At 68.5% G+C, this 26,466-nt stretch carries 19 protein-coding genes and 1 pseudogene; 12 read left to right on the top strand and 8 right to left on the bottom strand.

The genetic code is table 11. The features are described from left to right. Positions 1 to 61 precede the first annotated feature (61 nt). Entirely contained in the window at positions 62 to 1,051 is a 990-nt protein-coding gene (gene moaA / locus IG194_RS07750; protein ID WP_058072767.1) for a GTP 3',8-cyclase MoaA, read from the top strand. A gap of 330 nt (positions 1,052 to 1,381) precedes the next feature. On the opposite strand, the gene IG194_RS07745 is transcribed toward moaA, so the two are convergent. The 6 genes and pseudogenes from IG194_RS07745 to IG194_RS07720 form a co-directional block, all read right to left on the bottom strand. Further along, positions 1,382 to 1,612: a hypothetical protein gene (locus IG194_RS07745; RefSeq protein WP_009616111.1), complete on the bottom strand. Its 231-nt coding sequence runs from the start codon at positions 1,610 to 1,612 to the stop codon at positions 1,382 to 1,384. A 516-nt stretch (positions 1,613 to 2,128) separates the two neighbouring features. Next, positions 2,129 to 3,271, bottom strand: a complete 1,143-nt coding sequence (locus IG194_RS07740) for an NAD(P)/FAD-dependent oxidoreductase (protein ID WP_058487360.1) — start codon at positions 3,269 to 3,271, stop codon at positions 2,129 to 2,131. Between the two features lie 413 nt (positions 3,272 to 3,684). Then, a pseudogene (locus IG194_RS33275) lies at positions 3,685 to 4,191 on the bottom strand (methyl-accepting chemotaxis protein); the annotation flags it as partial. 1,780 nt (positions 4,192 to 5,971) lie between these two features. Further along, entirely contained in the window at positions 5,972 to 7,510 is a 1,539-nt protein-coding gene (gene rhlB, locus IG194_RS07730) for an ATP-dependent RNA helicase RhlB (RefSeq protein ID WP_009616114.1), read from the bottom strand. Positions 7,511 to 7,614: 104 nt separating this feature from the next. Further along, on the bottom strand, positions 7,615 to 8,553 hold the full coding sequence (locus tag IG194_RS07725) for a GGDEF domain-containing protein (RefSeq protein ID WP_058487358.1): 939 nt from the start codon (positions 8,551 to 8,553) through the stop codon (positions 7,615 to 7,617). 179 nt (positions 8,554 to 8,732) lie between these two features. After that, entirely contained in the window at positions 8,733 to 9,386 is a 654-nt protein-coding gene (locus IG194_RS07720) for an alpha/beta hydrolase (protein WP_058487357.1), read from the bottom strand. A 468-nt stretch (positions 9,387 to 9,854) separates the two neighbouring features. Between IG194_RS07720 and IG194_RS07715 the strand changes: the two genes are divergently transcribed. From IG194_RS07715 to IG194_RS07680, 8 genes are all read left to right on the top strand, one after another. Further along, positions 9,855 to 10,883, top strand: coding sequence for an amino acid ABC transporter substrate-binding protein (locus tag IG194_RS07715; protein ID WP_058487356.1), 1,029 nt, complete (start codon positions 9,855 to 9,857; stop codon positions 10,881 to 10,883). Between the two features lie 123 nt (positions 10,884 to 11,006). Then, positions 11,007 to 12,191 carry an amino acid ABC transporter permease gene (locus tag IG194_RS07710; RefSeq protein ID WP_009616118.1) on the top strand — a complete coding sequence of 395 codons (1,185 nt, stop codon included), beginning with the start codon at positions 11,007 to 11,009 and terminating at the stop codon, positions 12,189 to 12,191. 9 nt (positions 12,192 to 12,200) lie between these two features. Next, positions 12,201 to 13,298, top strand: a complete 1,098-nt coding sequence (locus IG194_RS07705) for an amino acid ABC transporter permease (protein ID WP_043313461.1) — start codon at positions 12,201 to 12,203, stop codon at positions 13,296 to 13,298. Between the two features lie 12 nt (positions 13,299 to 13,310). After that, positions 13,311 to 14,084, top strand: a complete 774-nt coding sequence (locus tag IG194_RS07700; RefSeq protein WP_009616120.1) for an amino acid ABC transporter ATP-binding protein — start codon at positions 13,311 to 13,313, stop codon at positions 14,082 to 14,084. Between the two features lie 261 nt (positions 14,085 to 14,345). Further along, positions 14,346 to 15,062, top strand: a complete 717-nt coding sequence (gene pcsA / locus IG194_RS07695) for a phosphatidylcholine synthase (RefSeq protein ID WP_134163382.1) — start codon at positions 14,346 to 14,348, stop codon at positions 15,060 to 15,062. Positions 15,063 to 15,553: 491 nt separating this feature from the next. After that, on the top strand, positions 15,554 to 16,252 hold the full coding sequence (locus IG194_RS07690) for a glutathione S-transferase C-terminal domain-containing protein (protein ID WP_009616122.1): 699 nt from the start codon (positions 15,554 to 15,556) through the stop codon (positions 16,250 to 16,252). Beyond that, a complete protein-coding gene (locus IG194_RS07685; protein WP_058487355.1) occupies positions 16,249 to 16,548 on the top strand; it encodes a GIY-YIG nuclease family protein in 300 nt (99 codons plus the stop codon). The genes IG194_RS07690 and IG194_RS07685 overlap by 4 nt, the downstream gene beginning before the upstream one ends. 74 nt (positions 16,549 to 16,622) lie before the next feature. Further along, complete coding sequence (locus IG194_RS07680; protein WP_058487354.1) at positions 16,623 to 17,558, top strand: glutathione S-transferase family protein; 936 nt, start codon at positions 16,623 to 16,625, stop codon at positions 17,556 to 17,558. 446 nt (positions 17,559 to 18,004) lie between these two features. On the opposite strand, the gene yejK is transcribed toward IG194_RS07680, so the two are convergent. After that, positions 18,005 to 19,009 carry a nucleoid-associated protein YejK gene (gene yejK / locus IG194_RS07675; protein ID WP_058487353.1) on the bottom strand — a complete coding sequence of 335 codons (1,005 nt, stop codon included), beginning with the start codon at positions 19,007 to 19,009 and terminating at the stop codon, positions 18,005 to 18,007. A 64-nt stretch (positions 19,010 to 19,073) separates the two neighbouring features. Continuing rightward, the gene (locus tag IG194_RS07670) at positions 19,074 to 20,441 is read right to left on the bottom strand and encodes a TAXI family TRAP transporter solute-binding subunit (protein ID WP_058487352.1); all 1,368 of its coding nucleotides are present in this window, start codon (positions 20,439 to 20,441) and stop codon (positions 19,074 to 19,076) included. A gap of 106 nt (positions 20,442 to 20,547) precedes the next feature. On the opposite strand from IG194_RS07670, the gene sbcD reads away from it, so the two are divergent. From sbcD to IG194_RS07655, 3 genes are all read left to right on the top strand, one after another. Next, the gene (sbcD, locus tag IG194_RS07665) at positions 20,548 to 21,768 is read left to right on the top strand and encodes an exonuclease subunit SbcD (RefSeq protein ID WP_058487351.1); all 1,221 of its coding nucleotides are present in this window, start codon (positions 20,548 to 20,550) and stop codon (positions 21,766 to 21,768) included. Then, the gene (locus tag IG194_RS07660) at positions 21,768 to 25,208 is read left to right on the top strand and encodes an AAA family ATPase (RefSeq protein WP_058487350.1); all 3,441 of its coding nucleotides are present in this window, start codon (positions 21,768 to 21,770) and stop codon (positions 25,206 to 25,208) included. The genes sbcD and IG194_RS07660 overlap by 1 nt, the downstream gene beginning before the upstream one ends. 385 nt (positions 25,209 to 25,593) lie before the next feature. After that, complete coding sequence (locus IG194_RS07655; protein ID WP_043273370.1) at positions 25,594 to 26,085, top strand: Dps family protein; 492 nt, start codon at positions 25,594 to 25,596, stop codon at positions 26,083 to 26,085. Positions 26,086 to 26,466: the final 381 nt, after the last annotated feature.

Here is a 26,466-nt window from a genome sequence, read left to right as displayed (position 1 = left end):
AGAGGGTTGGGGAGAGGGCCGGATCGTCCGCCTTCGCCAACGCATCAACCGGAGCACCCACATGTCCGACTGGATCGACGGCCAGGGCCGCAAGATCGACTACCTGCGCCTGTCGGTGACCGACCGCTGCGACTTCCGCTGCGTCTACTGCATGGCCGAGAACATGCGCTTCCTGCCACGCCAGCAGGTGCTGACCCTGGAAGAGATCGAGCGCGTCGCCCGGCTGTTCGTCGAACGCGGCGTGCGCAAGCTGCGCCTCACCGGCGGCGAGCCGCTGGTGCGCCCCGGCATCGTCGGCCTGTGCGAACGCCTGGCCGCGCTGCCCGGCCTGCGCGAGCTGTGCATGACCAGCAACGGCTCGCAGCTCGTCCGCCTGGCCGGCGACCTGCGCGCCGCCGGCCTGACGCGCCTGAACATCAGCCTCGACACCCTGGACCCGCAACGCTTCCAGGCCATCACCCGCACCGGCCGCCTCGACCAGGTGCTGCGCGGCATAGACGCGGCGCGGGAGGTAGGCTTCAGCGGCATCAAGCTCAACTGCGTGGTAATGAAGGGCCGCAACGCCGACGAGGTGCCGGCGCTGGTGGACTACGCCATCGCCAACGAACTAGACATCAGCTTCATCGAGGAAATGCCCCTGGGCCAGGTCGGCCGCGACCGCGAGGAGAGCTTCTGCTCCAGCGACGAGGTGCGCGCGCTGATCGCCGAACGCTTCGAACTGCTGGACAGCGCCGAACACAGCGGCGGCCCGGCGCGCTACGTGCGCCTGGCGCAGCACCCGCGCACGCGCATAGGCTTCATCTCGCCGCACTCGCACAACTTCTGCGCCACCTGCAACCGCCTGCGCCTCACCGCCGAAGGCCGCCTGCTGCTGTGCCTGGGCCACGAGCACTCCGTGGACCTGCGCGGCCTGCTGCGCCGCTACCCGCTGGACGACGCGCCGATCCTCGACGCCCTGCACGCCGCCCTGCAACGCAAGCCCGCCCGCCACGAATTCAGCACCGGTGGCGATGTGCAGGTGCTGCGCTTCATGAACCTCAGCGGCGGCTGATCTAAAGAACGCCCCTTCGTAGGATGGGTTGAGCGAAGCGATATCCATCACCCCGGCCAGATGGGTATCGCAAGCTCAACCCATCCTACGGTCGTGCTTTCCCGTCCCCAAAGAAAAGGCCCCGGCGAAATGAGCGGTTCGCTGGGGCCTGGGCGCATGTCTGCGCCGGATAACCGTGGTTGGAAAGGCAGATCATCTCGTCTGGCGGTCCCTCCATATGGCTGTCGTTGCAAGTCAGACTAGGCCAGCGCCGGGGCACTGACATCCCTCGTAGGGGGTAGTCCGCCCGGGGCGAAAGAGAGTGCGGCGGCGTTATCCGCCGCTTGGCGTTCAGCGCGGGTTGCTGGAGGAGCCGCCGCCGAACAGGCCGCCGAAGATGCTGTTGACCAGGCCGAACAGGCCACCGACGATCGGCAGGTTCTGCAGCACGTTGAACACACCGCCCAGCAGGCCGCCGGACTGCGAGCCGGAAGTGCCGAACAGGTCGCCCAGCATGCCGAAGAGGAAGCCGCCGGCTACCTGGTCGATTTCGTTTTCGTTGAGTACTTTCAGATCGTTCATGGCTGTTTCTCGCAAGCAGGAAAGGGATCGGCCCGGGATGGGCCGACCCGCATTCTCCCGGCCACCGCGAAGGCGGGCCATTCGGGATGGGCGCGCCGGACGGTGGGAAACGTCCGGTGTGCGCGGACATGGTCACGCGGAAGGGGCTGTCTTCGCGTGCTCGCGAACGGTGCTTGCCGGCGGCTGTGTGTGCCAGGCTGGCTCCGCTCCCTCACCCCAACCCTCTCCCAGAGGGAGAGGGGGCCGTTCGGCGTGGGTGAGAAGTTCGGCGTCAACCTGTAGGAGCGGGCCCTGCCCGCGAATCGCGCGCAGGGCGCGCTCCTACAATGGGGAGGGGGGTACGGAGGGGGCGGGCTGGCTCCGTTGCCCTCACCCCAGCCCTCTCCCAGAGGGAGAGGGAGCCGTTCGGCGTCGGCGGGAAGTTCGGCGTCAACCTGTAGGAGCGGGCCCTGCCCGCGAATCGCGTGCAGGGGAGTGCCACGGCTGGTGTGGCGTAGGGCGGATAACCGTTCGCGGTTATCCGCCGTTTGACCTTGGCTTGAGCCGCGCCGGAGCCAACCCGTCCGCACTCAGCCCATGGCGCACCAGCACCTCGGGCAACTCGTCGGCGCGGATCAGCGCAGCGCTGGCCTGGCCCATGGCCGCCGAGGTCTGGATGCCATAGCCGCCCTGGCCGGCCACCCAGTAGAAAGCGGGCGCCTGCGGGTCGTAGCCGGACACCAGCTCGCCGTCGGCGAAGAACGAGCGCAGCCCGGCCCAGGTGTGGCTGGGGCGGCGAATGCTGAGCGTGGTGTGCTCCTCGATGCGGTGGATGCCCAGGGCGATGTCCAGTTCCTCGGGCTGCACGTCGTGGGGCTCCACCGCGTCGGCGTTGGCCGGCGAGCCGAGCAGCAGGCCGGCGTCGGGCTTGAAGTAGAAGGACTCGTCCAGGCTCACCAGCACCGGCCAGGCATGGCTGTCCACGTCTTCGCCCGGCGCGAAGAGGAAGGCCGCGCGGCGCTTGGGCTGCAGCCCCAGCGGGGCGACGCCGGCGAGTTCGGCCAGCTTGTCGCACCAGGCGCCGGCGGCGTTGACCAGCACGGGGGCGCGGTAGCTCTGCTGGCCCGTGCGCACTTCCCACTGGCCGTCGATATAGGCCGCGGCGAGCACCTCGCTGTCGAACTGCACGCTGCCGCCGTTGCGGCGGATGCCGCGCAGGTAGCCCTGCAGCAGGGCGTCGGTGTCGATGTCGGCGGCGCTGGGGTCGTACATCGCGCCGTGGACCTTGTCGCGGCGCAGCACCGGGACCATGGCGCAGGCCTCGTCGGCGTCCAGCAGGCGCATCTCCGGCACGTTGGCGCGGGCGCTGTCGAACTGGCGGCGCAGTTCCTCGGCGTCGCCGGCGAAGTCCACGATCAACTCGCCGCGCGGGCTGAGGATCGGGTGCTCGGCGAAGCCTTCCGGCGGGGCGTCGAAGAAGGCCCGGCTGGCGGCGGTCAGGGCGCGTACCTGGGGCGTGCCGTAGGCCACGGTATACAGCGCCGCCGAGCGGCCGGTGGAGTGGTAGCCGGCGTGGGATTCGCGTTCGAGCACGGCGACCTTGCCGTGGGGAGCGAGGAAGTAGCCGGTGGAAGCGCCGGCGATACCGGCGCCGATGATCAGGAAGTCGACCTCGGTCATGGGCGTCTCTGCGTCAGGCGGGTGGCAGCGGGCGGGGGAAGGGTGATGGGCATGCCGGGGCTCCGGGATGGATGATTTTTCCATTCTGGAATTTTGGGGGTGGGGGCGGCAAGGATGGAGGGCTCTGGCGGGGAAGGGCGGCGTCAGCCTGTAGGAGCGAGCTTGCTCGCGAATGGTGCTTGCCGGCGGCGGCTGTGTTTCGGGTTGAGTCCGCTCCCTCTCCCCAGCCCTCTCCCTGAAGGGAGAGGGGGCTTGTCCGTGCCGAGAGAACGAATGGTTTCAGCCGGAAACCTTCGGTGTTGCCGGCTAACTCCAGAACACCCAGTTCTGCCCAACGGTCCCCTCTCCCTTCAGGGAGAGGGTTAGGGAGAGGGAAAGGCGTTGAACCAAGCCGCCGACGTTTCCGGTGAGTGCTAGAGCTGAAACTGCGCCACCAACGCCTCCTGGCTCCCGGCCACCTTGCGCAGGTGCTCGCCACAGTCGCGGGTGTGCGCGGCGGTCTTGCGGTTTTCCGCGGTCATGTCGCTCAGGCGGTGCATGTGCTGGTTCACTTCCTGGGTGGTGGCCGCCTGCTGTTCGGCCGCCGCGGCGATCTGGAAAGCCATGGCGTGCACGCCCTGCAGGGATTCGTCGAGGGCGCCGAGGGAGTCCAGCACCGCCTGGGTGTCGTGCTCCAGGGTGCGCGCCTGTTCGCTGGCGCCGCCCATGCTGGCCTGGGCCTGGGTGGAGGAGTCGCCGAGGGTGCCGACTATGGTGACGATCTCGTCGGTGGCGCTGCGGGTGCGCTGGGCCAGGCTGCGCACTTCATCCGCGACCACGGCGAAGCCGCGGCCGGCGTCGCCGGCGCGGGCGGCTTCGATGGCGGCGTTCAGGGCCAGCAGGTTGGTCTGCTCGGCGATCGAGCGGATCACCTCCAGCACCGAGTTGATCTGCTGGCTGTCGCCGGCCAGGGCCTGCACCACCCGGTCGGCGTCGCGCAGGCCGGCGAGCAGCTGGTCCTGGCGGCCGATCATGCGTTGCAGGGTGCCTTGCATGGTGACGAAGGCCTCGCGCGCGGCGGCGCTGCCGTCGGCGCTGCGGCTGGCGCTGCCGGCGATTTCCTGCACGGTGGCGGCCATCTGGTCGACGGCGCTGACCACCATTTCCAGGGCTTCCTGCTGTTGGTCCAGGTGGCTGCTGGTGCGCCCGGCGGCGTTGAGGATGTCGCCGCTGGCGTCGCCCACCGCCTCGCTGGCCTGGCGCAGGCGCTCGACCACCTGGCGCCAGGCCGCGGCCATTTCGTGCAGGGCCTGCATCAGGCCGCTGCCGGCATCGGCGCCGCCGGCCAGCTTCAGCTCGCCGTTGGCCAGGCGCTGGGCCAGGGCCGCCATGCTCGCCGGTTCGCCGCCCAGCGGGCGCATCACGCTGCGGCTGACCAGCCAGGTGCCGGCGGCCACGCCGGCGAGGGTCAGCAGGCCCAGCACCAGCATCTGCCACATCAGCTTGCGTACCGGGGCGAAGGCCTGGTCCTGGTCCATTTCCGCCACCAGCGCCCAGTGCAGGCCGTCGAGGTTCAGCGGCACGAAGGACTTCAGCGCCGTCGCGCCGCTCAGGCCGGGCTCGGTCAGGCGCCCCTGCTCGCCGGCCAGGGCCTTTTCGCTGGCCTGGCCGGGGAGGGCGGCGGGCGCGTCGCCGGCGCGGCGCACGCGGTGGTCGGCGAAACGCGCCGAGTCCGAACGCAGGCGCCCGTCGCTGCCCACCAGGTAGGTCTCGCCGGCCTCGCCCAGGCCCTGGCGGCTCTGCATCACGTCGTTGATCGCCTTCAGCGGCAGTTCCAGCACCAGCAGCAGTTGCAGCTTGTCGTGGTCCTTGATCGGCGCGGCCAGCCATTGCACCGGCTGCTTGTCGTCCAGGGCCGGCTCCAGGTCGCTGATGCTCGCCTTGCCGCTGCCCAGGGCGCCGCGGACGAAGCGCCCGAAGGGAGTGTCGCGCCATTGCGGGGCGTTCATGTTCTGCTGGTAGTCGGCGCCGCGGCCCAGGCTGAAGACCACGCTGCCGTCGCTGGCCACCAGGCGCAGCTCGCGGTAGCCGAAGGTCTTGGTGAAGTTCTCGAACACCGGGCGGTCGTAGTTGGCGGTGGTGACCAGCGCCTCGCTCTCCAGCCCCGCGTAGTTGGCGCCGAGGTTGCCGGCCAGGCTGCTGAGCTGGTCGTGGCGCGCCTGCCAGGCGTCCATCAGCTGCCGCTGCTTGATGCTGGCCACCGCCTCCAGGGCGTTCAGGCTCTGTTCTTCGAGGGCGCGGCTGGCCTGGTGGTAGACCACCATGGCCATGACCAGCACCGGGATGAGGCCGATGAGCAGGAAACTGAGGGCGAGCTTGGCGCGCAAGGGCATGGGCGGGATTCCGAAGGCTTGTTCTGAAGGGCGTCGTAAAAAATTCTGCAAGAAGCGTGCAAATTTATTTACGAACGTAAACAAAATCGATCAGGCCGTTCGTTTATCTGCTCGGCTATCAGCCCCGGGCCCAGGCAGGACGATGGCCGGGTGCCATTGTTTGGTGGGGAGAGGGGTGGCGTCGTCCCGGCGGACCCGGCGGGACGAATGGGGCGTTGCGCACCGCGCCGGTGCGTCACCGCGCTCGCCTGGCGTCACCGGGCGTAACGCCGGCGGAAACGAAAAAGGCGAAGCCCGTGGCTTCGCCTTTTTCCGTTTCGCGCCTGGATCAGTGCTTGCGCGGCACCGGCTTGAGCAGCTCGGCGGGCGGCATCTCGCAGGTGATCTTGCGGCCCAGCAGCTCTTCGATCGGCGGCAGGGCGAAGGCATCGTCCTCGCCGGCGAAGCTGATCGAGGTGCCGGTGCTGCCGGCGCGGCCGGTACGGCCGATGCGGTGCACGTAGTCGTCCGGGTCTTCCGGCAGGGTGAAGTTGATCACGTGGCTGATGGCTTCGACGTGGATGCCGCGGCCGGCCACGTCGGTGGCCACCAGCACGCGGATCTTGCCTTCGCGGAAGCCTTCCAGGACCTTGATGCGCTTGTGCTGCGGCACGTCGCCGGACATCTGCGCGGCGCTGATGCCGTCCTTGGTCAGGCGTTCCTCGATGCGGCGGACCTCATCCTTGCGGTTGGCGAAGACCATCACGCGGGTCCAGTCGTTCTGCGCGATCAGGTTGTACAGCAGCTTGTACTTGTCGCTGCCGGCCACGGCGTAGACGTGCTGCTCGACGGTGTCGCTGGCGACGTTCTCCGGCTCGATCTCGACGATGGCCGGGTCCACGGTCCACTGCTTGGCCAGGTTCATCACGTCGTCGGTGAAGGTGGCGGAGAACAGCAGGGTCTGGCGCTCGCCCTTGTACGGGGTCTGGCGGATGATCTGGCGGACCTGGGGGATGAAGCCCATGTCGAGCATGCGGTCGGCCTCGTCCAGCACCATCACCTCGACCATGTCCAGGTGCACCTCGCCGCGCTGGTTGAAGTCCAGCAGGCGGCCGGGGGTGGCCACGAGGATGTCGCAGTAGCGCGATTCGAGGGTCTTGAGCTGCTTGTCGAAGTCCATGCCGCCGACGAAGCTCATGACGTTCAGCCCGGTGTACTTGGCCAGGCCCACGGCGTCCTTGGCGATCTGCACCACCAGCTCGCGGGTCGGCGCGATGATCAGCGCGCGCGGCTCGCCCATGTAGCGTTCCTTGGGCGGCGGCGTCTGCAGCAGCTGGGTGATGATCGAGATGAGGAAGGCGGCGGTCTTGCCGGTGCCGGTCTGGGCGCGGCCGATGGCGTCCTGGCCCCTGAGGGTGAAGCCCAGCACCTGCGCCTGGATCGGCGTGCAGTAGGGGAAGCCGAGGTCGTGGATGGCGTGCATCAGCCGCGGGTCGAGGTTGAAGTCGTGGAAGCGCGTCTTGCCTTCGGCCGGCTCGACCACGAAGTCTTCCAGCTTCCAGTTGTCCACCACCTGCGCCTTGGGCTTGCGCTCGCGGCGCGGGCGCTCGGTCTTCTCGGTTTTTTCGCGCGGCGGCTTGTCGGTGCGCTCGGCCTTCTCCGGGCGGTCGCCGCCGCGGTCCTGGCGTTCGCCGCGCGGCTTGTCGCCCTTGGGCGGGCGCGGCGGCTTGTCGTTGCGTTCGCCTTCGGGGCGGGGAGCGCGCGGCTTGCGCGGGCGCTGTTCGCCGTCCTGGCTGGCGGCTGCGGGGGAGGAGGGGGCTGGGGTGGGCGTTGCGGCGGGCTGCTCGCCCTCGCCCTTGCCGAAGATTTTCTTGAGTGCCTTGAGCACGGTGATCTCGTAGTGGTTAAGGATTGAACGGCCGTCAGTGTAAAGCAAGTTGCCAGCCAGGCGAAATCCGTGCGTTGGGGGCGTCGGCCAAAGCCTGCCGTGGATCAGCCGCAGAGGCGGTTGCGGCCGTGCTGCTTGGCCCGGTACAGGGCCTCGTCGGCGCGCCGCAGCAGGCCCTGCAGGCTCTCCTGCAGGTGCATCTCGGCCACGCCGAGGGACACGGTGACGCCGGGCAGGGCGCCCAGCGGGGAATAGAAGGAGTCGATCTGCTCCAGGCTCATGCGCAGGCGCTCGCCGATGGCGCGGGCCTCGTCCAGGCTCACTTCCGGCAGCAGGATGACGAATTCCTCGCCGCCGAAGCGCGCCATGCTGTCCTTGGGCCGCAGCTGGCTGCGCAGGGTGTGGGCCACCAGGCAGAGGGCGTAGTCGCCGGCCAGGTGGCCGTGGCGGTCGTTGTAATCCTTGAAGTGGTCGACATCCAGCATGAGCATCGCCAGCGGCTGCTCGTTGAACGCGCAGCGGGTGCTCTCGCGCTCGTAGACGTGCTCCAGCCAGCGCCGGTTGAACAGCCCGGTGAGGGTGTCGATGTTGGCGTTCTGCTCGGTGTTGAGGATGATCCGGTTGCCCTGGCGCACCCGCGCGCAGAGCATCTCCAGCAGGTTCTGCATCAATTGCGGGGAGTGCTCGAACAGGCTCAGCAGCGCCTCGCGGTGCAGGCGCAGCACGCGGGTGGCCTCGGTGGCCACCACATAGGCCGACGGGTGGTCATGGTCGATGAAGCTGATTTCCCCGGCGCAGTCGCCGCTGCCCAGGGTGGACACCGGGGAATTGTCCAGGGAGCCGAGGTAGACCTTGAGCTGCCCTTCGAGCACCAGGTAGAGGAAGTGGTTGCGGTTGAAGGGCGAAAGCAGGACCTCGCCGGCCTCCAGCTCCAGCGCGCGGAATTCCTTGAGCAGCCGCTGCAAGGCGGTCCCGGCGACGTTCTGGAACAGCCGCAGGTGGCGCAACTGCTGGATATCCTGCTGCCACTGTGTCGGCTTCATGGCTGATGGGGCTTTCGACAGGTTCCGCTGAGGGGCACGACGACTCTCCGTAGTCTGGTTCGTCCTTCGGGAACTTCAGTATTAATGACTTTTGCGTACTGGCAATTCGCTGGCGTGGTGGACCGACCAGCGGTCGGCCCAGCCTGACGACTATCCCGCGAGAGGCCCGCAATGCGCCGTCACAGGCGCTCGCGCAGCCAGACGGCGATGTCGGCGATCTCCTGGTTGCTGACTTCGTGGGCCATGGGGTAGTCGCGCCACTGCACGGCGACGCCCTGCCGCTGGAGGAAGTCGTAGGCAGCGCGGCCCATGGCGGGCGCCACCACGTCGTCGTAGGTGCCGTGCAGGCACAGCGCCGGCTGCTGCTTCTTGGCCTCGGGTAGTTGCAGGTCGTCGTCGAAGGTCGGGCCATAGGTGGACAGCGCCATGACCCCGCCCAGCTCGCCCGGCCAGCGCAGGTAGCCGGTGTGCAGCACCACCGCGCCGCCCTGGGAGAAGCCGGCCAGGACGATGCGCCGCTGCGCGATGCCCTCGGCCAACTGGCCCTCGATCAGCGCGACCACCGCGTCGGCCGAGGCGTCCAGCTGCGCCTCGTCGATGGCCCGGGCCGGCGCCATGGCCTTGATGTCGTACCAGCTGGGCGCCGGCATGCCGTTGAACACCGTCACCGGGCGGGTGGGCGCCTGGGGCAGGATGAAGCGGGTGCGCGGCAAAACCTTCTGCAGCATGCGCGCCACCGGCTCGAAGTCGTAACGGTCGGCGCCCAGGCCGTGCAACCAAATGACGCACGAGTCGGCCGGCTGGGTGGGTTCGAGTAGCAGGGGTTGGCTCATTGGGGGCTCCAGGATGGGGCATGTGCGCCGCAAAGGCGCGCACACCGGAAAAAGGATCGGCGAATCTGCGAAAAGGATGTCGCTTTGCCATAACTTATCGACTTGACCTTCGCCGAAACGAGGGGCGGGAGGCATTCTGGTACGGCCCTTGCTAACTCAGGCACCAGGCTGCGATCCGTCCCGCCGGCGTAACACTCTATCCGACCCCCATCCGGAAACCAGTGCCGTCGGCGGGGCGGGCAGCCCATTGAACAGGCCGCCAAGGTGAGGGCGGCCCCCGCAATACGTCCGGCTCGCGTCATCCGCGAGCGGGGCAGCCTGGGCGGCGAAGCGGACGTATCCGCAGAGCCGGCTAGACTGACCTAAGGTTTCCACTTCGATGCAAGGTCCGGAGCAGACCGTGCGGCGCCTCACAAGGGCGAGTGGGCCGGGACTCCAACACGAATAAAAGCAAACTGGAGGTGATCGATGAAGATGGTGAAATCCACACTGGCGGTGCTGACCGCTCTGAGCGTCCTCGGGCTCAGCGGCCTGGCCCAGGCCGGCGCCACCCTGGACGCGGTGAAGAAGAAGGGCTTCGTGCAGTGCGGCATCAGCGACGGCCTGCCGGGCTTCTCCTATGCCGATTCCAAGGGGGTCTACAAGGGCATCGACGTCGATGTCTGCCATGGCATCGCCGCCGCGGTCTTCGGTGACGCCAGCAAGGTCAAGTTCACTCCGCTGACCGCCAAGGAGCGCTTCACCGCGCTGCAGTCCGGCGAGATCGACGTGCTCTCGCGCAACACCACCTGGACCAGTTCCCGCGACAGCGCCATGGGCCTGAACTTCGCCGGCGTGACCTACTACGACGGCCAGGGCTTCCTGGTGAACAAGAAGCTCGGCGTGAGCAGCGCCAAGGAGCTGGACGGCGCCACCGTGTGCATCCAGGCCGGCACCACCACCGAGCTGAACCTGTCCGACTACTTCCGCTCGAACAACCTCAAGTACACCCCGATCACCTACGACACCTCCGACGAAAGCGCCAAGTCGCTGGAATCCGGGCGTTGCGACGTGCTCACCTCCGACCAGTCGCAGCTCTACGCGCAGCGCATCAAGCTGGCCAAGCCGGACGACTACGTGGTGCTGCCGGAAGTGATCTCCAAGGAGCCCCTCGGCCCGGCCGTGCGCCAGGGCGACGAGGAATGGTTCGACATCGTCCGCTGGACGCTGTTCGCCATGCTCAACGCCGAGGAGCTGGGGATCGACTCGAAGAACGTCGAGCAGATGGCCAAGTCCTCGAAGAACCCCGACATCAACCGCCTGCTGGGCGCCGAGGGCGACTACGGCAAGGACCTGAAGCTGCCGAAGGACTGGGCGGTGCAGATCGTCAAGCAGGTCGGCAACTACGCCGAAATCTTCGAGCGCAACGTCGGCGAAGGCAGCGAGCTGAAGATCAAGCGCGGCCTCAATGCCCTGTGGAACAAGGGTGGTCTGCAGTACGCACCGCCGGTGCGCTGACCTCCCACAGCCCGCGCCCGGATCCTGGGCGCGGGCCCTGTTTCGAACGACGTGACGTGAGGTCCCCCGCGCGGTCACGGGCGTAGCCCCGTGCCCGCCGGGGCGGCCTGCGAGAGGGCTTACATGCAGAACTCCGTCAAAGCCCGGCGCCCGCGCGGCCTGTCGCTCAGCGACCCGGCCGTGCGCGCCTGGGCCTTCCAGATCATCGCCGTCGTCGCCGTGGTGGCGTTCGGCTGGTTCCTCTTCGACAACACCCAGACCAACCTCGCCCACCGCGGCATCCAGTCCGGCTTCGGCTTCCTGGGCAACAGCGCCGGCTTCGGCATCTCCCAGCACCTGATCGACTACAGCGAGTCCGACACCTACGGGCGGGTGTTCTTCGTCGGCCTGCTCAACACCCTGCTGGTGACCGTGATCGGCATCGTCCTGGCGACCATCATCGGCTTCATCCTCGGCGTGGCCAGGCTGTCGCCGAACTGGCTGGTGCGCAAGATCGCCACGGTGTACATCGAGACCTTCCGCAACATCCCGCCGCTGCTGCAGATCTTCTTCTGGTACTTCGCCGTGCTCGCGCAACTGCCCGGGCCGCGGCAGAGCCTGAGCGTCGGCGGCCTGCTGTTCTTCAACAACCGCGGCATGCAGATGCCGGCGCCGGTGGCCACCGAGGCGCTGCCGGCGTTCCTCATCGCCGTTCTCCTGGCCATCGTCGCCTGGGCCGTGCTCTGGCGCTGGGCCAAGGTGCGCCGCCACGCCACCGGCAAGACCTTCCCGGTGTTCCTCACGGGCCTGGCCACGCTGATCGTGCTGCCGGCGCTGACCATCCTGGTGGCCGGCGTGCCGGTGCACTGGGACGTGCCGGTGCTGCAGGGCTTCAACTTCCGCGGCGGCTGGGTGGTGATCCCGGAGCTGGTGTCCATCGTCCTGGCGCTGTCGATCTACACCGCCGCCTTCATCGGCGAGACGGTGCGCGCCGGCATCCAGGCGGTCAGCCACGGCCAGACCGAGGCCGCCGGCTCCCTGGGCCTGCGCCCGGGGCAGACGCTGCGGCTGATCATCATCCCGCAGGCGCTGCGGGTGATAGTGCCGCCTTTGACCAGCCAGTACCTGAACCTGGCGAAGAACTCCTCGCTGGCCGCCGGCATCGGCTACCCGGACATGGTCTCGCTGTTCGCCGGCACCGTGCTCAACCAGACCGGCCAGGCCATCGAGACCATGGCCATCACCATGAGCGTGTACCTGGCCATCAGCCTGAGCATTTCGCTGCTGATGAACTGGTACAACAAGCGCATCGCGCTGATCGAACGCTAGGGGGACGCCATGGCAAACCATACCTTCAAGCCCGATCTGCCGCCGCCGGCGCTCAGCGTCGGGGTCATCGGCTGGCTGCGCGCCAACCTGTTCTCGAGCTGGATCAACACCCTGCTGACCCTGGTCGGGCTGTACGTCATCTGGCTGATCGTCCCGCCGCTGCTGGAATGGGCTGTGTTCAAGGCCGACTGGGTCGGCGAGAGCCGCGCCGACTGCAGCCGCGAGGGGGCCTGCTGGGTGTTCATCAGCACCCGCATCGGCCAGTACATGTACGGCTTCTACCCCGAGGCGCTGCGCTGGCGGGTGGACCTCAACGTGCTGCTGGTGGTGGTCGGCGCCGCGCCGCTGTTCCTGCGCCAGTTCCAGCACAAGCTCAAGTACGGCCTGGCCTACCTGCTGGCGCTGCCGCTGGTGTCCTACTGGCTGCTGCACGGCGGCTTCCTCGGCCTGGACAACGTGCCCACCAGCCAATGGGGCGGCCTGATGCTGACCGTGGTGATCGCCGCCGTGGGCATCGCTGGGGCGCTGCCGCTGGGCATCCTGCTGGCCCTGGGGCGGCGCTCGAAGATGCCGGCGATCAAGGTCCTGTGCGTCACCACCATCGAGTTCTGGCGCGGCGTGCCGCTGATCACCGTGCTGTTCATGTCCTCGGTGATGCTGCCGCTGTTCCTGCCCGAGGGCATGAACCTGGACAAGCTGCTGCGCGCCATGGTGATGGTGGTGCTGTTCGAAGCCGCCTACATCGCCGAGGTGGTCCGCGGCGGCATGCAGGCCATTCCCAAGGGCCAGTACGAGGCGGCCGCGGCCATGGGCCTGGGCTACTGGCGGATGATGGGCCTGGTGATCCTGCCCCAGGCCCTGAAGCTGGTGATCCCCGGCATCGTCAACACCTTCATCGCGCTGTTCAAGGACACCAGCCTGGTGATCATCATCGGCCTGTTCGACTTCCTGAATAGCATCAAGCGCGCCACCGCGGACCCGGCCTGGCTGGGCATGTCCACCGAGGGCTACGTGTTCGCCGCGCTGGTCTACTGGGTCTTCTGTTTCGGCATGTCCCGCTACTCCATGCACCTGGAGCGCAAGCTGGACACCGGCCACAAGCGTTAGGAGTTCGTCATCATGTCTGAAGCCAGCAACAAGACCGTCCCGGCCATCGGCGATCACGTGATGATCGAGATGAAGGGCGTGAACAAGTGGTACGGCCAGTTCCACGTGCTCAAGGACATCAACCTCACCGTGCGCCAGGGCGAACGCATCGTCCTCTGCGGCCCGTCCGGTTCGGGCAAGTCCACCACCATCCGCTGCATCAACCGCCTGGAGGAGCACCAGCAGGGCAGCATCATCGTCGACGGCACCGAGCTGACCAACGACCTCAAGCAGATCGAGGCGATCCGCAGCGAGGTCGGCATGGTGTTCCAGCACTTCAACCTGTTCCCGCACCTGACCGTGCTGCAGAACTGCATCCTGGCGCCGATGTGGGTGCGCAAGATGCCCAAGCGCGAGGCCGAGGAAGTGGCCATGCACTACCTGGAGCGGGTGCGCATCCCCGAGCAGGCGAGCAAGTTCCCCGGGCAGCTCTCCGGCGGCCAGCAGCAGCGCGTGGCCATCGCCCGGGCGCTGTGCATGAAGCCGAAGATCATGCTGTTCGACGAACCCACCTCGGCGCTCGACCCGGAAATGGTCAAGGAGGTGCTGGATACCATGATCGGCCTGGCCCAGAGCGGCATGACCATGCTCTGCGTGACCCACGAGATGGGCTTCGCCCGCACCGTGGCGAACCGGGTGATCTTCATGGACAAGGGCGAGATCGTCGAACAGGCGCCGCCGGACCAGTTCTTCGACAACCCGCAATCCGACCGCACCAAGCTGTTCCTCAGCCAGATCATCCACTGAGCCCGCGCGGCGCGGCCCCCGCGGGCCGCGCCGCATCCCTGGCGTCCGAAAGCCGTCGCAAAGCCGTCCTACGCTCGTCAGCGCCCTTGGCGCTGCGGGTGCGCTTCGGCGTATCCTGGCCTTTTCCACGCCCACCAAGGCCGGCCGGCTGAACTCGGCCGTCGGATCGGTGTTCCGATACCCAGGAGCATCCTGTGGAAACCCACGGATGGGCTATACGTTGAAATAGCTCGCACTGCCGCCTGACTGAAGAGAAGCGCCGTGAACCTGACCCTCACTCCGTTGAACCTGAGCAAAGCCAAGGCCTGGAGCGCCCACGCGGTGACGGCCAGCGGCGTCATCCTGGCCCTGCTGGCGCTGCTCGCGCTGGTCGACAACCGCCCGCAGGCCTGCCTGTTGTGGCTGGGCGCGGCCCTGCTGGTGGACGGCCTGGACGGCACCCTGGCGCGCAAGTTCGACGTCAAGGCGGTATTGCCGCACTTCGACGGCTCCACCCTGGACCTGGTGATCGACTACCTCACCTACGTGTTCATCCCGGCGATCTTCATCTACCGCTACGTGCCGCTGCCGGTGCACAGCGAGCTGGCGATCGTCGGCGTCATCCTGGTGTCCTCGCTGTTCTGCTTCTGCAACGTGAACATGAAGAGCAAGGACAACTACTTCGTCGGCTTCCCGGCGGCCTGGAACGTGGTGGCGGTGTATTTCTTCGTCCTCGGGCCCGGGCCCTGGGTGAGCCTGGTCACGGTGCTGGTGCTGGCGGGGCTGACGCTGACGCGGATGAAGTTCCTGCACCCCTTCCGGGTGCGCCAGTTCATGCCGCTGAATATTGCGGTGACCTTCGTCTGGATGTTCAGTAGCGCGTTGCTGATCCTGCAGCAGCCGGTGGACCAGACCTGGTTGCTGTGGTTGTGGTTCGTGGCTTCGGCGTATTTCGTCGGCGTGTGTGTCTGGCGCACGGCCATGGAGTGGTTCAGCTGAGGCAGGGCGGGGTGTTCCGGTTTCATCGCAGGGCGGAGTCCGCTCCTATGGCATGAGCGAGCATGGCTCTTCGTAGGATGGGTTGAGCGAAGCGATACCCATCAGCGTCACCGCATGGGTTTCGCAAGCTCAACCCATCCTACGGGGTGTCATATTTGCTGGAAGGTGTAGGAGCGGGCCCTGCCCGCGATTTCGCGCGCAGGGCGCGCTCCTACATTGGAATGGCGTGGGTTGGGCGGCGTAGGAGCGGACTCTGTCCGCGATTGGATTCCCCGGCCACGCCGGACGCCCCGGTGGCACGACCAACGGCGGATAACCGCGAACGCTCATACGCCCTCCGTTCGCAGGAATGACGGGTTTCAGAACCGTTACGGAGGCGGCACCCGAGCCACCCGGCGAACCCTGTCATGTCTGATAGCACTCCGACAGGGCTCGCCGCGGCGCCTGGCATGCGCTTAAATACCAGGCGAGCCCGCGCAGGAAGCCTCGCCATGATCACCCTGTTCCAGTTCCCCCCGGCCTTCAATGTGCCCAACGTCAGCCCCTTCTGCCTGAAGCTGGAGACTTTCCTGCGCCTGTCCGGGCTGGAATACCAGGTGCAGCACGTGACGGACCCGCGCAAGGGGCCCAAGGGCAAGCTGCCCTTCGTCAAGGTCGAGGGGCAGACCGTCGCCGACACCGAGATCATCATCCACGACCTCCAGCAGCGCTTCGCCCTGGACCTGGACGCCGGCCTCGATGCCCGCGGGCGTGGCTGGGCGGTGTCGATCACGCGGCTGTGCGACGAGCACCTGGCGCCGCTGCTGGTGTACTTCCGCTGGCTGGAGGAGGACGGCTGGCGCCAGGTCGCCCCGGTGCTGCTGCGCGGCATCCCGGCGCCGCTGCGGCCGGTGGTCGGCGCGCTGGTGCGCCGCAAGATCCGCGGCGAGATGCGCGGCCGCGGCCTGACTGCCCACAGCCGCGAGGAACTGCTGAGCTTCGCCCGCCAGGACCTCGACGCCCTCGACGGCATGCTCGGCGACCTGCCGTACTTCGGCGGCGCCCAGCCCTGCAGCGCCGATGCCGCGGCCTACGGGATACTCGCCAACCTGGTTCTGTGCACCCTGGAAACCCCCCTCAACCACATGGCGCGCGAATACGAGCGCCTGGTCGGCTACTGCGAACGCATGCAGCAGCGGGTCTGGACATGACCCAGGCCGAGCCCAAGCCCTGGTTCGTCTACCTGGTGCGCGCCGCCAACGGCGCGCTCTACTGCGGCATCAGCGACGACCCGCAGCGGCGCTTCGAGGCGCACTGCAGCGGGCGTGGCGCGCGCTTCTTCCATTCCAGCCCGGCGCAGGCGCTGGTATACGTCGAGGCCTGCGCCGGCAAGGGCGAGGCGCTGCGCCGCGAGCGGGCGATCAAGGCCCTGGGCAAGCCGGCCAAGGAGCGCCTGGCGCTGGCCGGCGCGGTCCTGGCCATCAGCGCGGCGGATGGCCGTCCATAGCTTCGACCGGGTAGGACCGCGCGCCGCGGCGGGGTAAGCTGGAAGGCCCTCAACGCCGGCCAACGGAGCCCCGCATGTCCGAGCTGATCCTTCACCACTACCCGACTTCCCCCTTCGCCGAGAAGGCCCGCCTGCTGCTGGGCTTCAAGCAGCTGTCGTGGCGCTCGGTGCTGATCCCGCCGATCATGCCCAAGCCCGACCTGCTGGCGCTCACCGGCGGCTACCGCAAGACGCCTGTGCTGCAGGTGGGGGCCGATGTCTACTGCGACACCGCGCTGATCGCCCGCCGCCTGGAGCAGGAGAAGGCCACCCCGGCGCTGTTCCCCGAGGGCCAGGAGTTCAGCGTCGCCGCCTTCGCCGCCTGGGCCGATTCGGTGCTGTTCCAGCATGGCGTGAGCCTGGTGTTCCAGCCCGAGTCCATCGCCGTGCGCTTCGGCAAGCTGCCGCCGGAGTTCCTCAAGGCCTTCGTCGCCGACCGCAGCCAGCTGTTCAGCGGCGGCAGCGCCGCGCGCCTGCCGGCCGAGCAGGCGCGGCAGCAATGGCCGGTGTTCATGGCGCGGCTGGAGCAGCAACTGGCGCGGGAGGAGGGCGACTTCCTGTTCGGCGAGCCGTCCGTGGCGGACTTCGCCGTCGCCCACGTGCTCTGGTTCGTCAAGGCCACTCCGGTGACCTCGCCGCTGGTGGACGCCTACCCGTCGGTGGTGGCCTGGCTGGGCCGGGTGCTCGGCTTCGGCCATGGCGCGCACAGCGAGATGAGCGGCGAGGAAGCCATCGCCGTGGCCCGCGACAGCCAGCCGGCGGCGCTGCCGGACGAGCCGTTCAGCGACGCCAACGGCCTGCGGGTCGGCCAGCGGGTGGCCATCGCGGCGACCGACTACGGCGTCGATCCGGTGGAGGGGGAACTGCTGCACGTGGGCAGCGAGGAACTGATCCTGCGCCGCGAGGACCCGCGCGCCGGGGTGGTGCATGTGCATTTCCCGCGGCTGGGGTTCGCCGTCGAGGCGCGCTGAAACGCAGGAGTCACGGCCCTTGGGCCCTTGGGCCCTTGGCCTTTGGCCCGAAAAGCGCCAGCCACGCCATTCCCTTCACGCCATTCCCTTGTAGGAGCGCGCCCTGGGCGCGAATCGCGGGCAGGGCCCGCTCCTACAGCCGGGACAACGGCGGATAACGCCGTAGGCGTTATGCGCCCTACGGGGAATGGCGTGGGTGGGGGGCGTAGGAGCGGATCTCATCCGCGAATCGCGCCGGAATGTCCGGCTATCGCGGACAAGGCCCTACGGTTCCAGGAAGCACGGCTTTTCGTAGGATGGCGTTGAGCGGAGCGATACCCATCACTCCGGCAGCATGGGTATCGCAAGCTCAACCCATCCTACGAAAAGCACCTCGGCGCAAGACAGTTGCTCCTACGACCGTGCTTCCTGGACACGTAGGAGCGGACTCCGACCGCGATTCGCGGTTATTTGCGCCGCTTGAGCTGGTCGTGCAACTGCGTCGGCAGCCCACGGATGATCAGCATGTCGCGCTCTTCGTCGTACTCCACCTTGCTGCCCAGCAGGTGCGCCTCGAAGCTGATCGACAGGCCCTCGGCGCGGCCGGTGAAGCGGCGGAACTGGTTGAGGGTGCGCTTGTCCGCGGGGATTTCCGGGGCCAGGCCGTAGTCCTTGTTGCGGATGTAGTCGTAGAAGGCGCGCGGCGCCTGGTCGTCCATCAGCTCGGAGAGCGCGTCCAGGGCCATCGGCTCGCCCAGGCGCGCCTGGCTGGTGGCGTAGTCGACCAGGGTGTCGGTCTTCTCGCGGGCCTGCTCTTCGGGCAGGTCCTCGCTTTCCACGTAGTCGCTGAAGGCCTTGAGCAGGGTGCGCGTCTCGCTGGGCGCGTCGACGCCTTCCTGGCAGCCGATGAAGTCGCGGAAGTAGTCCGAGACCTTCTTGCCGCCCTTGCCCTTGATGAACGAGATGTACTGCTTGGAGGCCTTGTTGTTGCGCCATTCCGAGCAGTTGATCCGCGCCGCCATGTGCAACTGGCCCAGGTCAAGGTGGCGCGAGGGCGCCACTTCCAGGTTCTCGGTCACCGCCACGCCTTCGCTGTGGTGCAGCAGGGCGATGCTCAGGTAGTCGGTCATGCCCTGCTGGTAGTGGCAGAACAGCACGTGGCCGCCGGTGGAGAGGTTGGATTCCTCCATCAGGCTCTTCAGGTGCTCCACGGCCTGGCGGCTGAAGGCGACGAAGTCCTTGCCGCCGTCCAGGTACTCGGCCAGCCAGCCGCTGAACGGGTAGGCGCCGGACTCCTCCTGGAACAGGCCCCAGGCCTTGTTCGGCTTGGCGTTGTAGCTTTCGTTGAGGTCGGCCATGAGGTTCTCGATGGCCTGGGAGTCGCCCAGTTCGGCGTCGCGCGCGTGCAGCGTGGCGGGGTTGCCGTCGGGCTTCTTGTCGATCAGGTGGACGATGGCGTGACGAATCGGCATCTCGGGCTCGGCTCTGGACGATGGTGGCAAAGCCGCCAGTTTACCCGAGCGCGACGCGCCACGCTCACCCGGCCTTGTCCAGCGGCGCCTCGCCGTCGCGCTCGCGGCGGTTGCGGCGCAGCTGGCGCAGGCGGCGGATCACGTAGTTCAGGTGCAGGTGCAGCTCGTACAGCTCGTTGTAGTACGACAGCGGCACCTCCACCCGCGACAGCTCGGCCTCCAGGCTCTCCAGGCGCTCGATCTCGCGGCTGAGTTCCGCGCTGCCGGTGTTTTCGTCCAGGCGCCGGTCGATTTCCCGCAGGTAGCGGTACCAGCGGTAGATGCGCGCGCGGATGCGCCAGCGGTACAGCGGGCCGATGGACTTGAACAGCGGGATGAGGATGGCGATGAAGGGGATCAGCAGGATGATGTAGCGGTCGGCCAGGGAGGCGATGCGGAACGGCAGGAAGCGCTGCAGCAGCGGCAGGCCGCTCTTGTAGTAGCGCTCGGCGTCCTCGTTCAGGCGCAGGGTGCGCGGCTCGGCGGCGGGGAAGGCGCCGGGGGCGTCGAGCAGGCTGCCCTGGCGCATCGCCTGGCGCGCGGCCTGGAGGATCAGCGGCGTCAGCGCCGGGTGGAAACGGTCCTTGATCACCAGGGTGGCCACCGGCGACAGGGTGGTCAGGTTGCGGTGCGGCACGTTGTGTTCCAGGTTCAGCAGGCCTTCGCCCACCTCCAGGCGCTTGAGGAAGCGCAGGCGCGCCTCGTAGGCGTCGGCGCGGCGGAAGCCGGCCAGCAGCAACTGCTCGCTGGCGGCCAGGCGCTGGATCAGCGGGTTGTCCGCCGGGCCGACGAAGAAGGCGGCGTCCAGGCTGCCGGCCAGCAGCGCGTCGGCGGCGCTGTCGCCGCCGCTGGCCTGCCAGCCGGCGGGGTGCTGTTCGTCGCCGATGCCGTTGGCCTGGAGGATGGCCGAGGTGATCGCCTCGGTGCCGCTGCCACGGCTGCCCAGGGCCACGCGCAGGGGCAGCAGGTCGGCGATGCGGTCGATGTGCACGTCGTGGCGCTGGAACAGCCACAGCGGCTCCTGGAACATGGCGCCGAGGGTTTGCAGGCGCTGCCGTTGCCCGGCGGCGAGCTGGCGTTCCTGGCCGCTCTGCACCAGGGCGATGTCCACGCCGCTGTGCTCGTCCAGCAGCAGGTCCATGTTCTGCCGCGAGCCGGCGCTGGGCACCAGCTTCAGCTCGAAGCCCTGCTCGGCCAGCTCGGCCCGCAGCTTTTCGCCGAAGGCCGCGTAGCCGCCGTCGGGGGCGCCGGTGGCGAGGGTGGCGCTCATCGGCGGCGGCGGCGCGACGAAGTAGAAGACCGCGGCCACCAGGGCGGCCAGCACGGGCACTATCCACAGGTTGGCGCGCACCAGGATGGCGAGGTCGCGGAGCATGTTGAGCAGGCGTTGCATGGTCTGATTCCCGGCCGGCGTTCCTTCAGGATAGCCAGCCTGGCGCGGGCGCACCCCGGAAGCGGGTATCATCGCCGGCTGGATCAGACAGCGGGACAGCAGGCGCATGCGCATCCTCCACACTTCCGACTGGCACCTCGGCCAGCACTTCATGGGCAAGAGCCGCGAGGCCGAACACCGCGCCTTCTGCCGCTGGCTGGTGGAGCGGGTGCGCGAGCACGCGGTGGACGCGGTGATCATCGCCGGCGACGTGTTCGACACCGGCGCGCCGCCCAGCTACGCCCGCGAGCAGTACAACCGCTTCATCGTCGAACTGCGCGAGACCGGCGCCAGCCTGGTGGTGCTGGGCGGCAACCACGACTCGGTGGCGATGCTGGAGGAATCCCGCGAGCTGCTGGCGGTGCTCGGCACGCGGGTGATCGCCGCCGCCGGCGCCGACCTCGACCGGCAGTTGCTGGTGCTGCCGCAACGCGACGGCACGCCGGGCGCGGTGCTCTGCGCCATTCCCTTCCTGCGCCCGCGCGACCTGCTGGCCAGCCAGGCCGGGCAGAGCGCCCAGGACAAGCAGCTGGCTTTGCAGCAGGGCATCCAGGCGCACTACCAGGCGCTGTTCGCCCTGGCCGAGGCCAAGCGTGCCGAACTCGGTGGCAAGCTGCCGATAGTCGCCACCGGGCACCTGACCACGGTCGGCGCCAGCGCCAGCGAGTCGGTGCGGGAAATCTACGTCGGCAGCCTGGAGGCCTTCCCCACCAGCGCCTTCCCGGCGGCGGACTACATCGCCCTGGGGCACATCCACCGGCCGCAGAAGGTCGGCGGCCTGGAGCACATCCGCTACTGCGGCTCGCCCATCGCCCTGAGCTTCGACGAGGCGCGGCAGGCCAAGGAAGTGCTGCTGGTGGACCTCGATGAAAGCGGCCTGCGCGCGGTGACGCCGCTGGCCGTGCCCTGCTTCCAGCCCCTGCAGTCGCTGGCCGGCGACCTCGACAGCCTGCCCGCGGCGCTGGCCGAAGCCGCCAGCCTGGGCACCCCGGAACGCCCGGTGTGGGTGGAAGTGCTGGTGCGCAGCGACGACTACCTGAACGACCTGCAGGCGCGCCTGGAGAAGCTCTGCGAGGAACTGCCGGTGGAAGTGCTGCGCACCCGCCGTGAACGTGGTAGCCAGCAGGTGGGGCTGTTCGGCGAGGCGCGCGAGACCCTCGACGAACTCTCCGCCGAGGACGTCTTCGAACAACGCATGGACGCCGAGGACCTGGCGCCGCCGCTGCGCCAGGAACTGGCCGGGCTGTACCGCCAGGTGGTCGCCGAACTGCAGGAGGAGCAAGCCTGATGCGCATCCTCAGCCTGCGCCTGAAGAACCTCAACTCGCTCAAGGGCGAGTGGAAGATCGACTTCGCCGCCGAGCCCTTCGCCGGCAACGGCCTGTTCGCCATCACCGGGCCTACCGGCGCCGGCAAGACCACCCTGCTGGACGCCATCTGCCTGGCCCTGTACCACCGCACGCCGCGCATGCACACGCTGTCGCAGAGCGGCAACGAGCTGATGACGCGGCACACCGCCGACTGCCTCGCCGAGGTCGAGTTCGAGGTCAGGGGCCGCCGCTACCGCGCCTTCTGGAGCCAGCGCCGGGCCCGCGACAAGGTCGACGGCGCGCTGCAGGCGCCCAAGGTGGAACTGGCGCGCATCGAGGCCGCCGGCGGCGAGGGGGAAATCCTCACCGACAAGATCAACGATAAGCTGCGCCAGACCGAGCAGCTCACCGGCCTCGACTTCGGCCGCTTCACCAAGTCCATGCTGCTGGCCCAGGGCGGTTTCGCCGCCTTCCTCGAAGCCAGCGCCAATGACCGCGCGGCATTGCTGGAAGAACTCACCGGCACCGAGATCTACGGGCTGATTTCCCAGCGCGTGTACGAGCGCAGCAAGGCGGCGCAGAACGATCTGGAATTGCTGAAGAGCCGTGCCGAAGGCATGGAGCTGCTCAGCGAGGAACAGCGCGGCGAACTGCGGGCCGAGGCCGAACGCCTGCTGGCCGAGGAAGCCCCGCTGCTCCAGCGTCAGGCCGAATTGCAGGCCCAGCGCCGCTGGCGCGAGGACCTTTCCCGCGCCGAACAACAGCACCAGCAGGCCGCCGCGCGCGAGCAGCAGGCGCGCGATGCCCTGCTCCAGGCGGCCCCCGACCTGCAGCGCCTGGCCGCCAGCGAGCCGGCGGCGCGCCTGCAGCCGCTGCATGGGGCCTGGCAACAGGCGCGCCAGGCGCTGGAGCGGGACGAAACCGGCCTGGCGGACCTGCAACGCCAGCAACGGGACTGCGCGGAGCAGGCCGTGCGCAGCCTGTGGCAGGCCAGCCAGTACAGCGCGCAGTGGGCGGGGCAGCGCCAGCTCGCCATCGATGAACTCGCAACGCAGCGCCGCGAAGTACAGGCGCAGCTCGCCGCGCACCCGCAACGCGCCCGCCTGGGCGAACTGCTGGGGGGCTGGCGTGCGCAATTCGCCCAGCGCGAACAGCTCGGCGGCGAACTGCAGGGCGCCCGCGCGCGCCTGGAGCAGGAAGCCTCCGCCATCCAATCCTTGCACGGCCAACTCACCGCCCAGGGCCAGGCCCTGGCCGACGCCGGGCAGGCGCTGGACGCGGCGCGCCAGGCCGAGGCGCAGCAACAGGCGCGCTTGCAGGCCCTGCTGCAAGGCGCCGGCGAAAGCGCCCTGCGCGAGCGCTGGCAGCAGTTGCAGCAACAGGGCAGGGCGCTGGACCGCCTGCAACAGCTGGCGCAGAGCCGCGAGCAGGCCAACGCGCAGGCTGCCCGCCTGCAACCCCAGCTCGATTCGCTGCAGCAACGCCAGGCGCAGAAGGAAGCCGCAATCGCCGAACTGCGCGAGCGCTACAAGGCGCTGAAGCAGCAGGTCGCCGACAAGGAGAAGCTGCTGGAGCAGGAGCAGCGCATCCAGGCCCTGGAGGCCTACCGCGTGCAACTGCAGCCCGGCGAAGCCTGCCCCTTGTGCGGCTCCCACGAGCACCCGGCCATCGCCAGCTACCAGGCGCTGGACGTATCTCAGACACGCCGCGCCCTCGACGAATGCCGCGCGGCCCTGGCCGCTCTGGAAAGCGACGGCGTGGCGCTGCGCGACGAACTCTCCGACGTGACGGCCCAGGCAGCACAGGCCCGGCAGCAGCTGGAGCAACTGCGCGAACAACTGCACCAGCTCGATGCCCAATGGCAGCGCCAGTCGGCCGAACAGAACCTCGCCATCGAGGATGCCGCCGGCCTGGCCGCGATCCGCCAGGCCCAGGAACAGGCCCTGGCTGACCTTCAGGAACGCCTGGCGGCGCTCGATGCGCTCAAGGGCGAGTTGCAGCAGGCCGCGAGTGCCCGCGAGCACGCCGAGCGCAGCCATGCGGCCGCGCTGCAGCAGGAGGCCCTGCTGCGTCGTGACCTGGACAACGCACAGCAGCGCCAGGCGGAACAACAGCAACGCCTGGAACAGCTGCAAGCCCAGGCCGAACGCCAGGCCGCCGAACTGCTGGCCAGCCTCGACGGTTTCGCCGCCGCCTTGCCCGAACAAGGCGCAGCCTGGCTGGCCGAACGCGAAGGCGAATGGTGCGCCTGGCAGCAGGCCCAGCAACGGGACCAGCAACTGCAGGAGGCCGAGCGCGAAGCCCGGCGCTTGCTGCAGGAAGCCGAAGCCCAGGCCGGGCAGTGGCGCGAACGCTGGAGCGCCAGTGGCGAGCAGGCATTGCCGGAACTGGCGCCCGGGGCGCAGCCGCAACAGGCCCTGCAAGCGGCGGAGGCGGCCCTGCAGGCGGCGCAGCGCCAGGCCGATGCGCTGCTCGGCCGCGAGCAGAGCCTCGCCGCGCACCTGGAGCAGGCGCGCACGACTCTGGCTGAATGCGAGCGCACCTGGCAGCAGGCTTTGGAAGAAAGCCCGTTCGCCGACCTGGCGGCCTTCCTCGCCGCGCTGCTGGAGGATGGCGAGCGCCAGCGCCTGGGCGAACTCAAGACGCGCCTGGACACCGCGCTGACCGAAGCCGTGGCGTTGCGCGTCGCCGCCGAGGAAGCCGAGCGCCAACTGCGCGCGCAACCGCTGGGCGAACTGGAGCTACCGGCCCTCGACGAGCAGTTGCAGGCCCTCGCCACCCAGCTGCGCGAACTGGGCCAGCGCCAGGGCGAAGTGCGCGCGCAACTGCAGGGCGACGACGCGCGCCGTGCCAGCCAGCAGGCGCTGTTCGCCGAGATCGCCGCGCAGGAGGCGCACCACGATCTCTGGCAGCGCCTGAACGGCCTGATCGGTTCCGCCGATGGCGCCAAGTACCGGCGCTTTGCCCAGGGCCTGACCCTCGACCACCTGGTGCACCTGGCCAACCGGCAACTGCAGCGCCTGCACGGCCGCTACCAACTGGCGCGGCGCGGCGACGGCGAGCTGGAACTGGAGGTGGTGGACACCTGGCAGGGCGACGTCGCCCGCGACTGCCGCACCCTTTCCGGCGGCGAGAGCTTCCTGGTCAGCCTGGCGCTGGCCCTGGCGCTGTCCGACCTGGTCAGCCACAAGACCAGCATCGATTCGCTGTTCCTCGACGAAGGCTTCGGCACCCTCGACGGCGAGACCCTGGAGGTGGCGCTGGACGCCCTCGACAGCCTCAACGCCAGCGGCAAGAGCATCGGCGTGATCAGCCACGTCGAGGCGCTCAAGGAACGCATCCCCGTGCAACTCAAGGTGCACAAAGGTGTCGGTATGGGGTACAGCCGCCTCGACGCGTGCTTCGCCGTGCAATCCTGAGCCTTGCCCGGCGTCATTGCGCCGCACGTTGGCGGCGCGACGACTTGCAATCGAAGCGCGGCGAGGTAGGCTCAAGAGCGCACTCTTGGCCGTGAGAGGAATAACGCAGGGAGTGCGTCAGGCTCGTCCCGGACCGCCAGTTTCGGCACGCACAGGGGCGGCATCCACAAGACCCCTTGAGGTGATCGAGATGAAGAAAACCGCAGCCACTGCGAAGAAACCCGCTGCACCCAAGACCGCTGCCAGCAAGCCGGCTGCGGCCAAACCCGCTGCTGCGAAACCTGCCGCGGCGAAGAAGCCGGCAGCGAAGAAACCCGCCGCCAAACCGGCAGCTGCCGCCAAGCCCGCGGCCGCGGCCAAGCCGGCACCGCGCCGCGCCCCGGCCCTGGCCACCCCGTCGGACCTGTCCAGGGACGCCACCCGCGACCTCAGCGCGGCCTTGAGCCGCCTGCTGGCCGACGTCTTCGCCCTGTATCTGAAGACCAAGAACTTCCACTGGCACGTGAGCGGTCCGCACTTCCGCGACTACCACCTGCTGCTGGACGACCAGGCCACCGAAATCTTCGCCATGACCGACCCGATCGCCGAGCGCGTGCGCAAGATCGGCGGCAACACCATCCGCTCCATCGGCCACATCGGCCGCCTGAAGCGCATCGCCGACAACGACGCCGAGTTCGTCCAGCCGCTGGACATGCTGGCCGAGCTGCAGGAGGACAACAAGTCGCTGACCGCCTACATGCGCGAAGTCCACGATCTGTGCGACGAGTACCACGACATCGCCACCGCCAGCCTCATCGAGAACTGGATCGACGAGACCGAGCAGCGCACCTGGTTCCTCTTCGAGACCAGCCGCCGCGGGGATGTGACGGGGCATTGAGGGGGTATCGCTGAAGAGAGGAGGGCCCCTTTTGCAGGGGCCTTTTTCTTTGATGTGGAGGTGGGCGACAGTGTGTGCTGCGACCCCGCTTGCCCTCTCCCTAACCCTCTCCCTGAAGGGAGAGGGGACCGTTGGGCAGACGCTGATGTTTTGGAGTCAGCCGGCTAGCACAGAGACTGCCGGCTGAAACCAAGCCTTCTCTCGGCACGGACAAGCCCCCTCTCCCTTCAGGGCGGGGCGCGCAGCCGAGGGCTGGGGAGAGGGAGCGGACTTGACGCCGCTCCAGCGCTTCACCTTCGCTCATTCTCTTCCCTGCATTTGTGTCGACCTGCTTTCCCGGTTGACACCCCCACACAGCAAGCCGAAAAAGAAGAACGCTAC

The organism is Pseudomonas sp. ADPe (genome assembly GCF_014843515.1).
Lineage (GTDB): Bacteria > Pseudomonadota > Gammaproteobacteria > Pseudomonadales > Pseudomonadaceae > Pseudomonas > Pseudomonas citronellolis.
Note: the sequence above shows the minus strand (reverse complement) of the source record. Positions and strands in the feature narration are given on the sequence as shown.

What these genes read in the sequence shown, in the direction of transcription:
- IG194_RS07705 (WP_043313461.1), top strand. Translation starts at nt 12,201, where the DNA reads ATGGCAAACCATACCTTCAAGCCCGATCTGCCGCCGCCGGCGCTCAGC.
- IG194_RS07685 (WP_058487355.1), top strand. Translation starts at nt 16,249, where the DNA reads ATGACCCAGGCCGAGCCCAAGCCCTGGTTCGTCTACCTGGTGCGCGCC.
- IG194_RS07740 (WP_058487360.1), bottom strand. Translation starts at nt 3,271, where the DNA reads ATGACCGAGGTCGACTTCCTGATCATCGGCGCCGGTATCGCCGGCGCT.
- IG194_RS07745 (WP_009616111.1), bottom strand. Translation starts at nt 1,612, where the DNA reads ATGAACGATCTGAAAGTACTCAACGAAAACGAAATCGACCAGGTAGCC.
- IG194_RS07715 (WP_058487356.1), top strand. Translation starts at nt 9,855, where the DNA reads ATGAAGATGGTGAAATCCACACTGGCGGTGCTGACCGCTCTGAGCGTC.
- IG194_RS07710 (WP_009616118.1), top strand. Translation starts at nt 11,007, where the DNA reads ATGCAGAACTCCGTCAAAGCCCGGCGCCCGCGCGGCCTGTCGCTCAGC.
- IG194_RS07660 (WP_058487350.1), top strand. Translation starts at nt 21,768, where the DNA reads ATGCGCATCCTCAGCCTGCGCCTGAAGAACCTCAACTCGCTCAAGGGC.
- IG194_RS07700 (WP_009616120.1), top strand. Translation starts at nt 13,311, where the DNA reads ATGTCTGAAGCCAGCAACAAGACCGTCCCGGCCATCGGCGATCACGTG.
- IG194_RS07690 (WP_009616122.1), top strand. Translation starts at nt 15,554, where the DNA reads ATGATCACCCTGTTCCAGTTCCCCCCGGCCTTCAATGTGCCCAACGTC.
- sbcD (WP_058487351.1), top strand. Translation starts at nt 20,548, where the DNA reads ATGCGCATCCTCCACACTTCCGACTGGCACCTCGGCCAGCACTTCATG.
- IG194_RS07670 (WP_058487352.1), bottom strand. Translation starts at nt 20,441, where the DNA reads ATGCAACGCCTGCTCAACATGCTCCGCGACCTCGCCATCCTGGTGCGC.
- IG194_RS07720 (WP_058487357.1), bottom strand. Translation starts at nt 9,386, where the DNA reads ATGAGCCAACCCCTGCTACTCGAACCCACCCAGCCGGCCGACTCGTGC.
- moaA (WP_058072767.1), top strand. Translation starts at nt 62, where the DNA reads ATGTCCGACTGGATCGACGGCCAGGGCCGCAAGATCGACTACCTGCGC.
- IG194_RS07680 (WP_058487354.1), top strand. Translation starts at nt 16,623, where the DNA reads ATGTCCGAGCTGATCCTTCACCACTACCCGACTTCCCCCTTCGCCGAG.
- yejK (WP_058487353.1), bottom strand. Translation starts at nt 19,009, where the DNA reads ATGCCGATTCGTCACGCCATCGTCCACCTGATCGACAAGAAGCCCGAC.
- IG194_RS07725 (WP_058487358.1), bottom strand. Translation starts at nt 8,553, where the DNA reads ATGAAGCCGACACAGTGGCAGCAGGATATCCAGCAGTTGCGCCACCTG.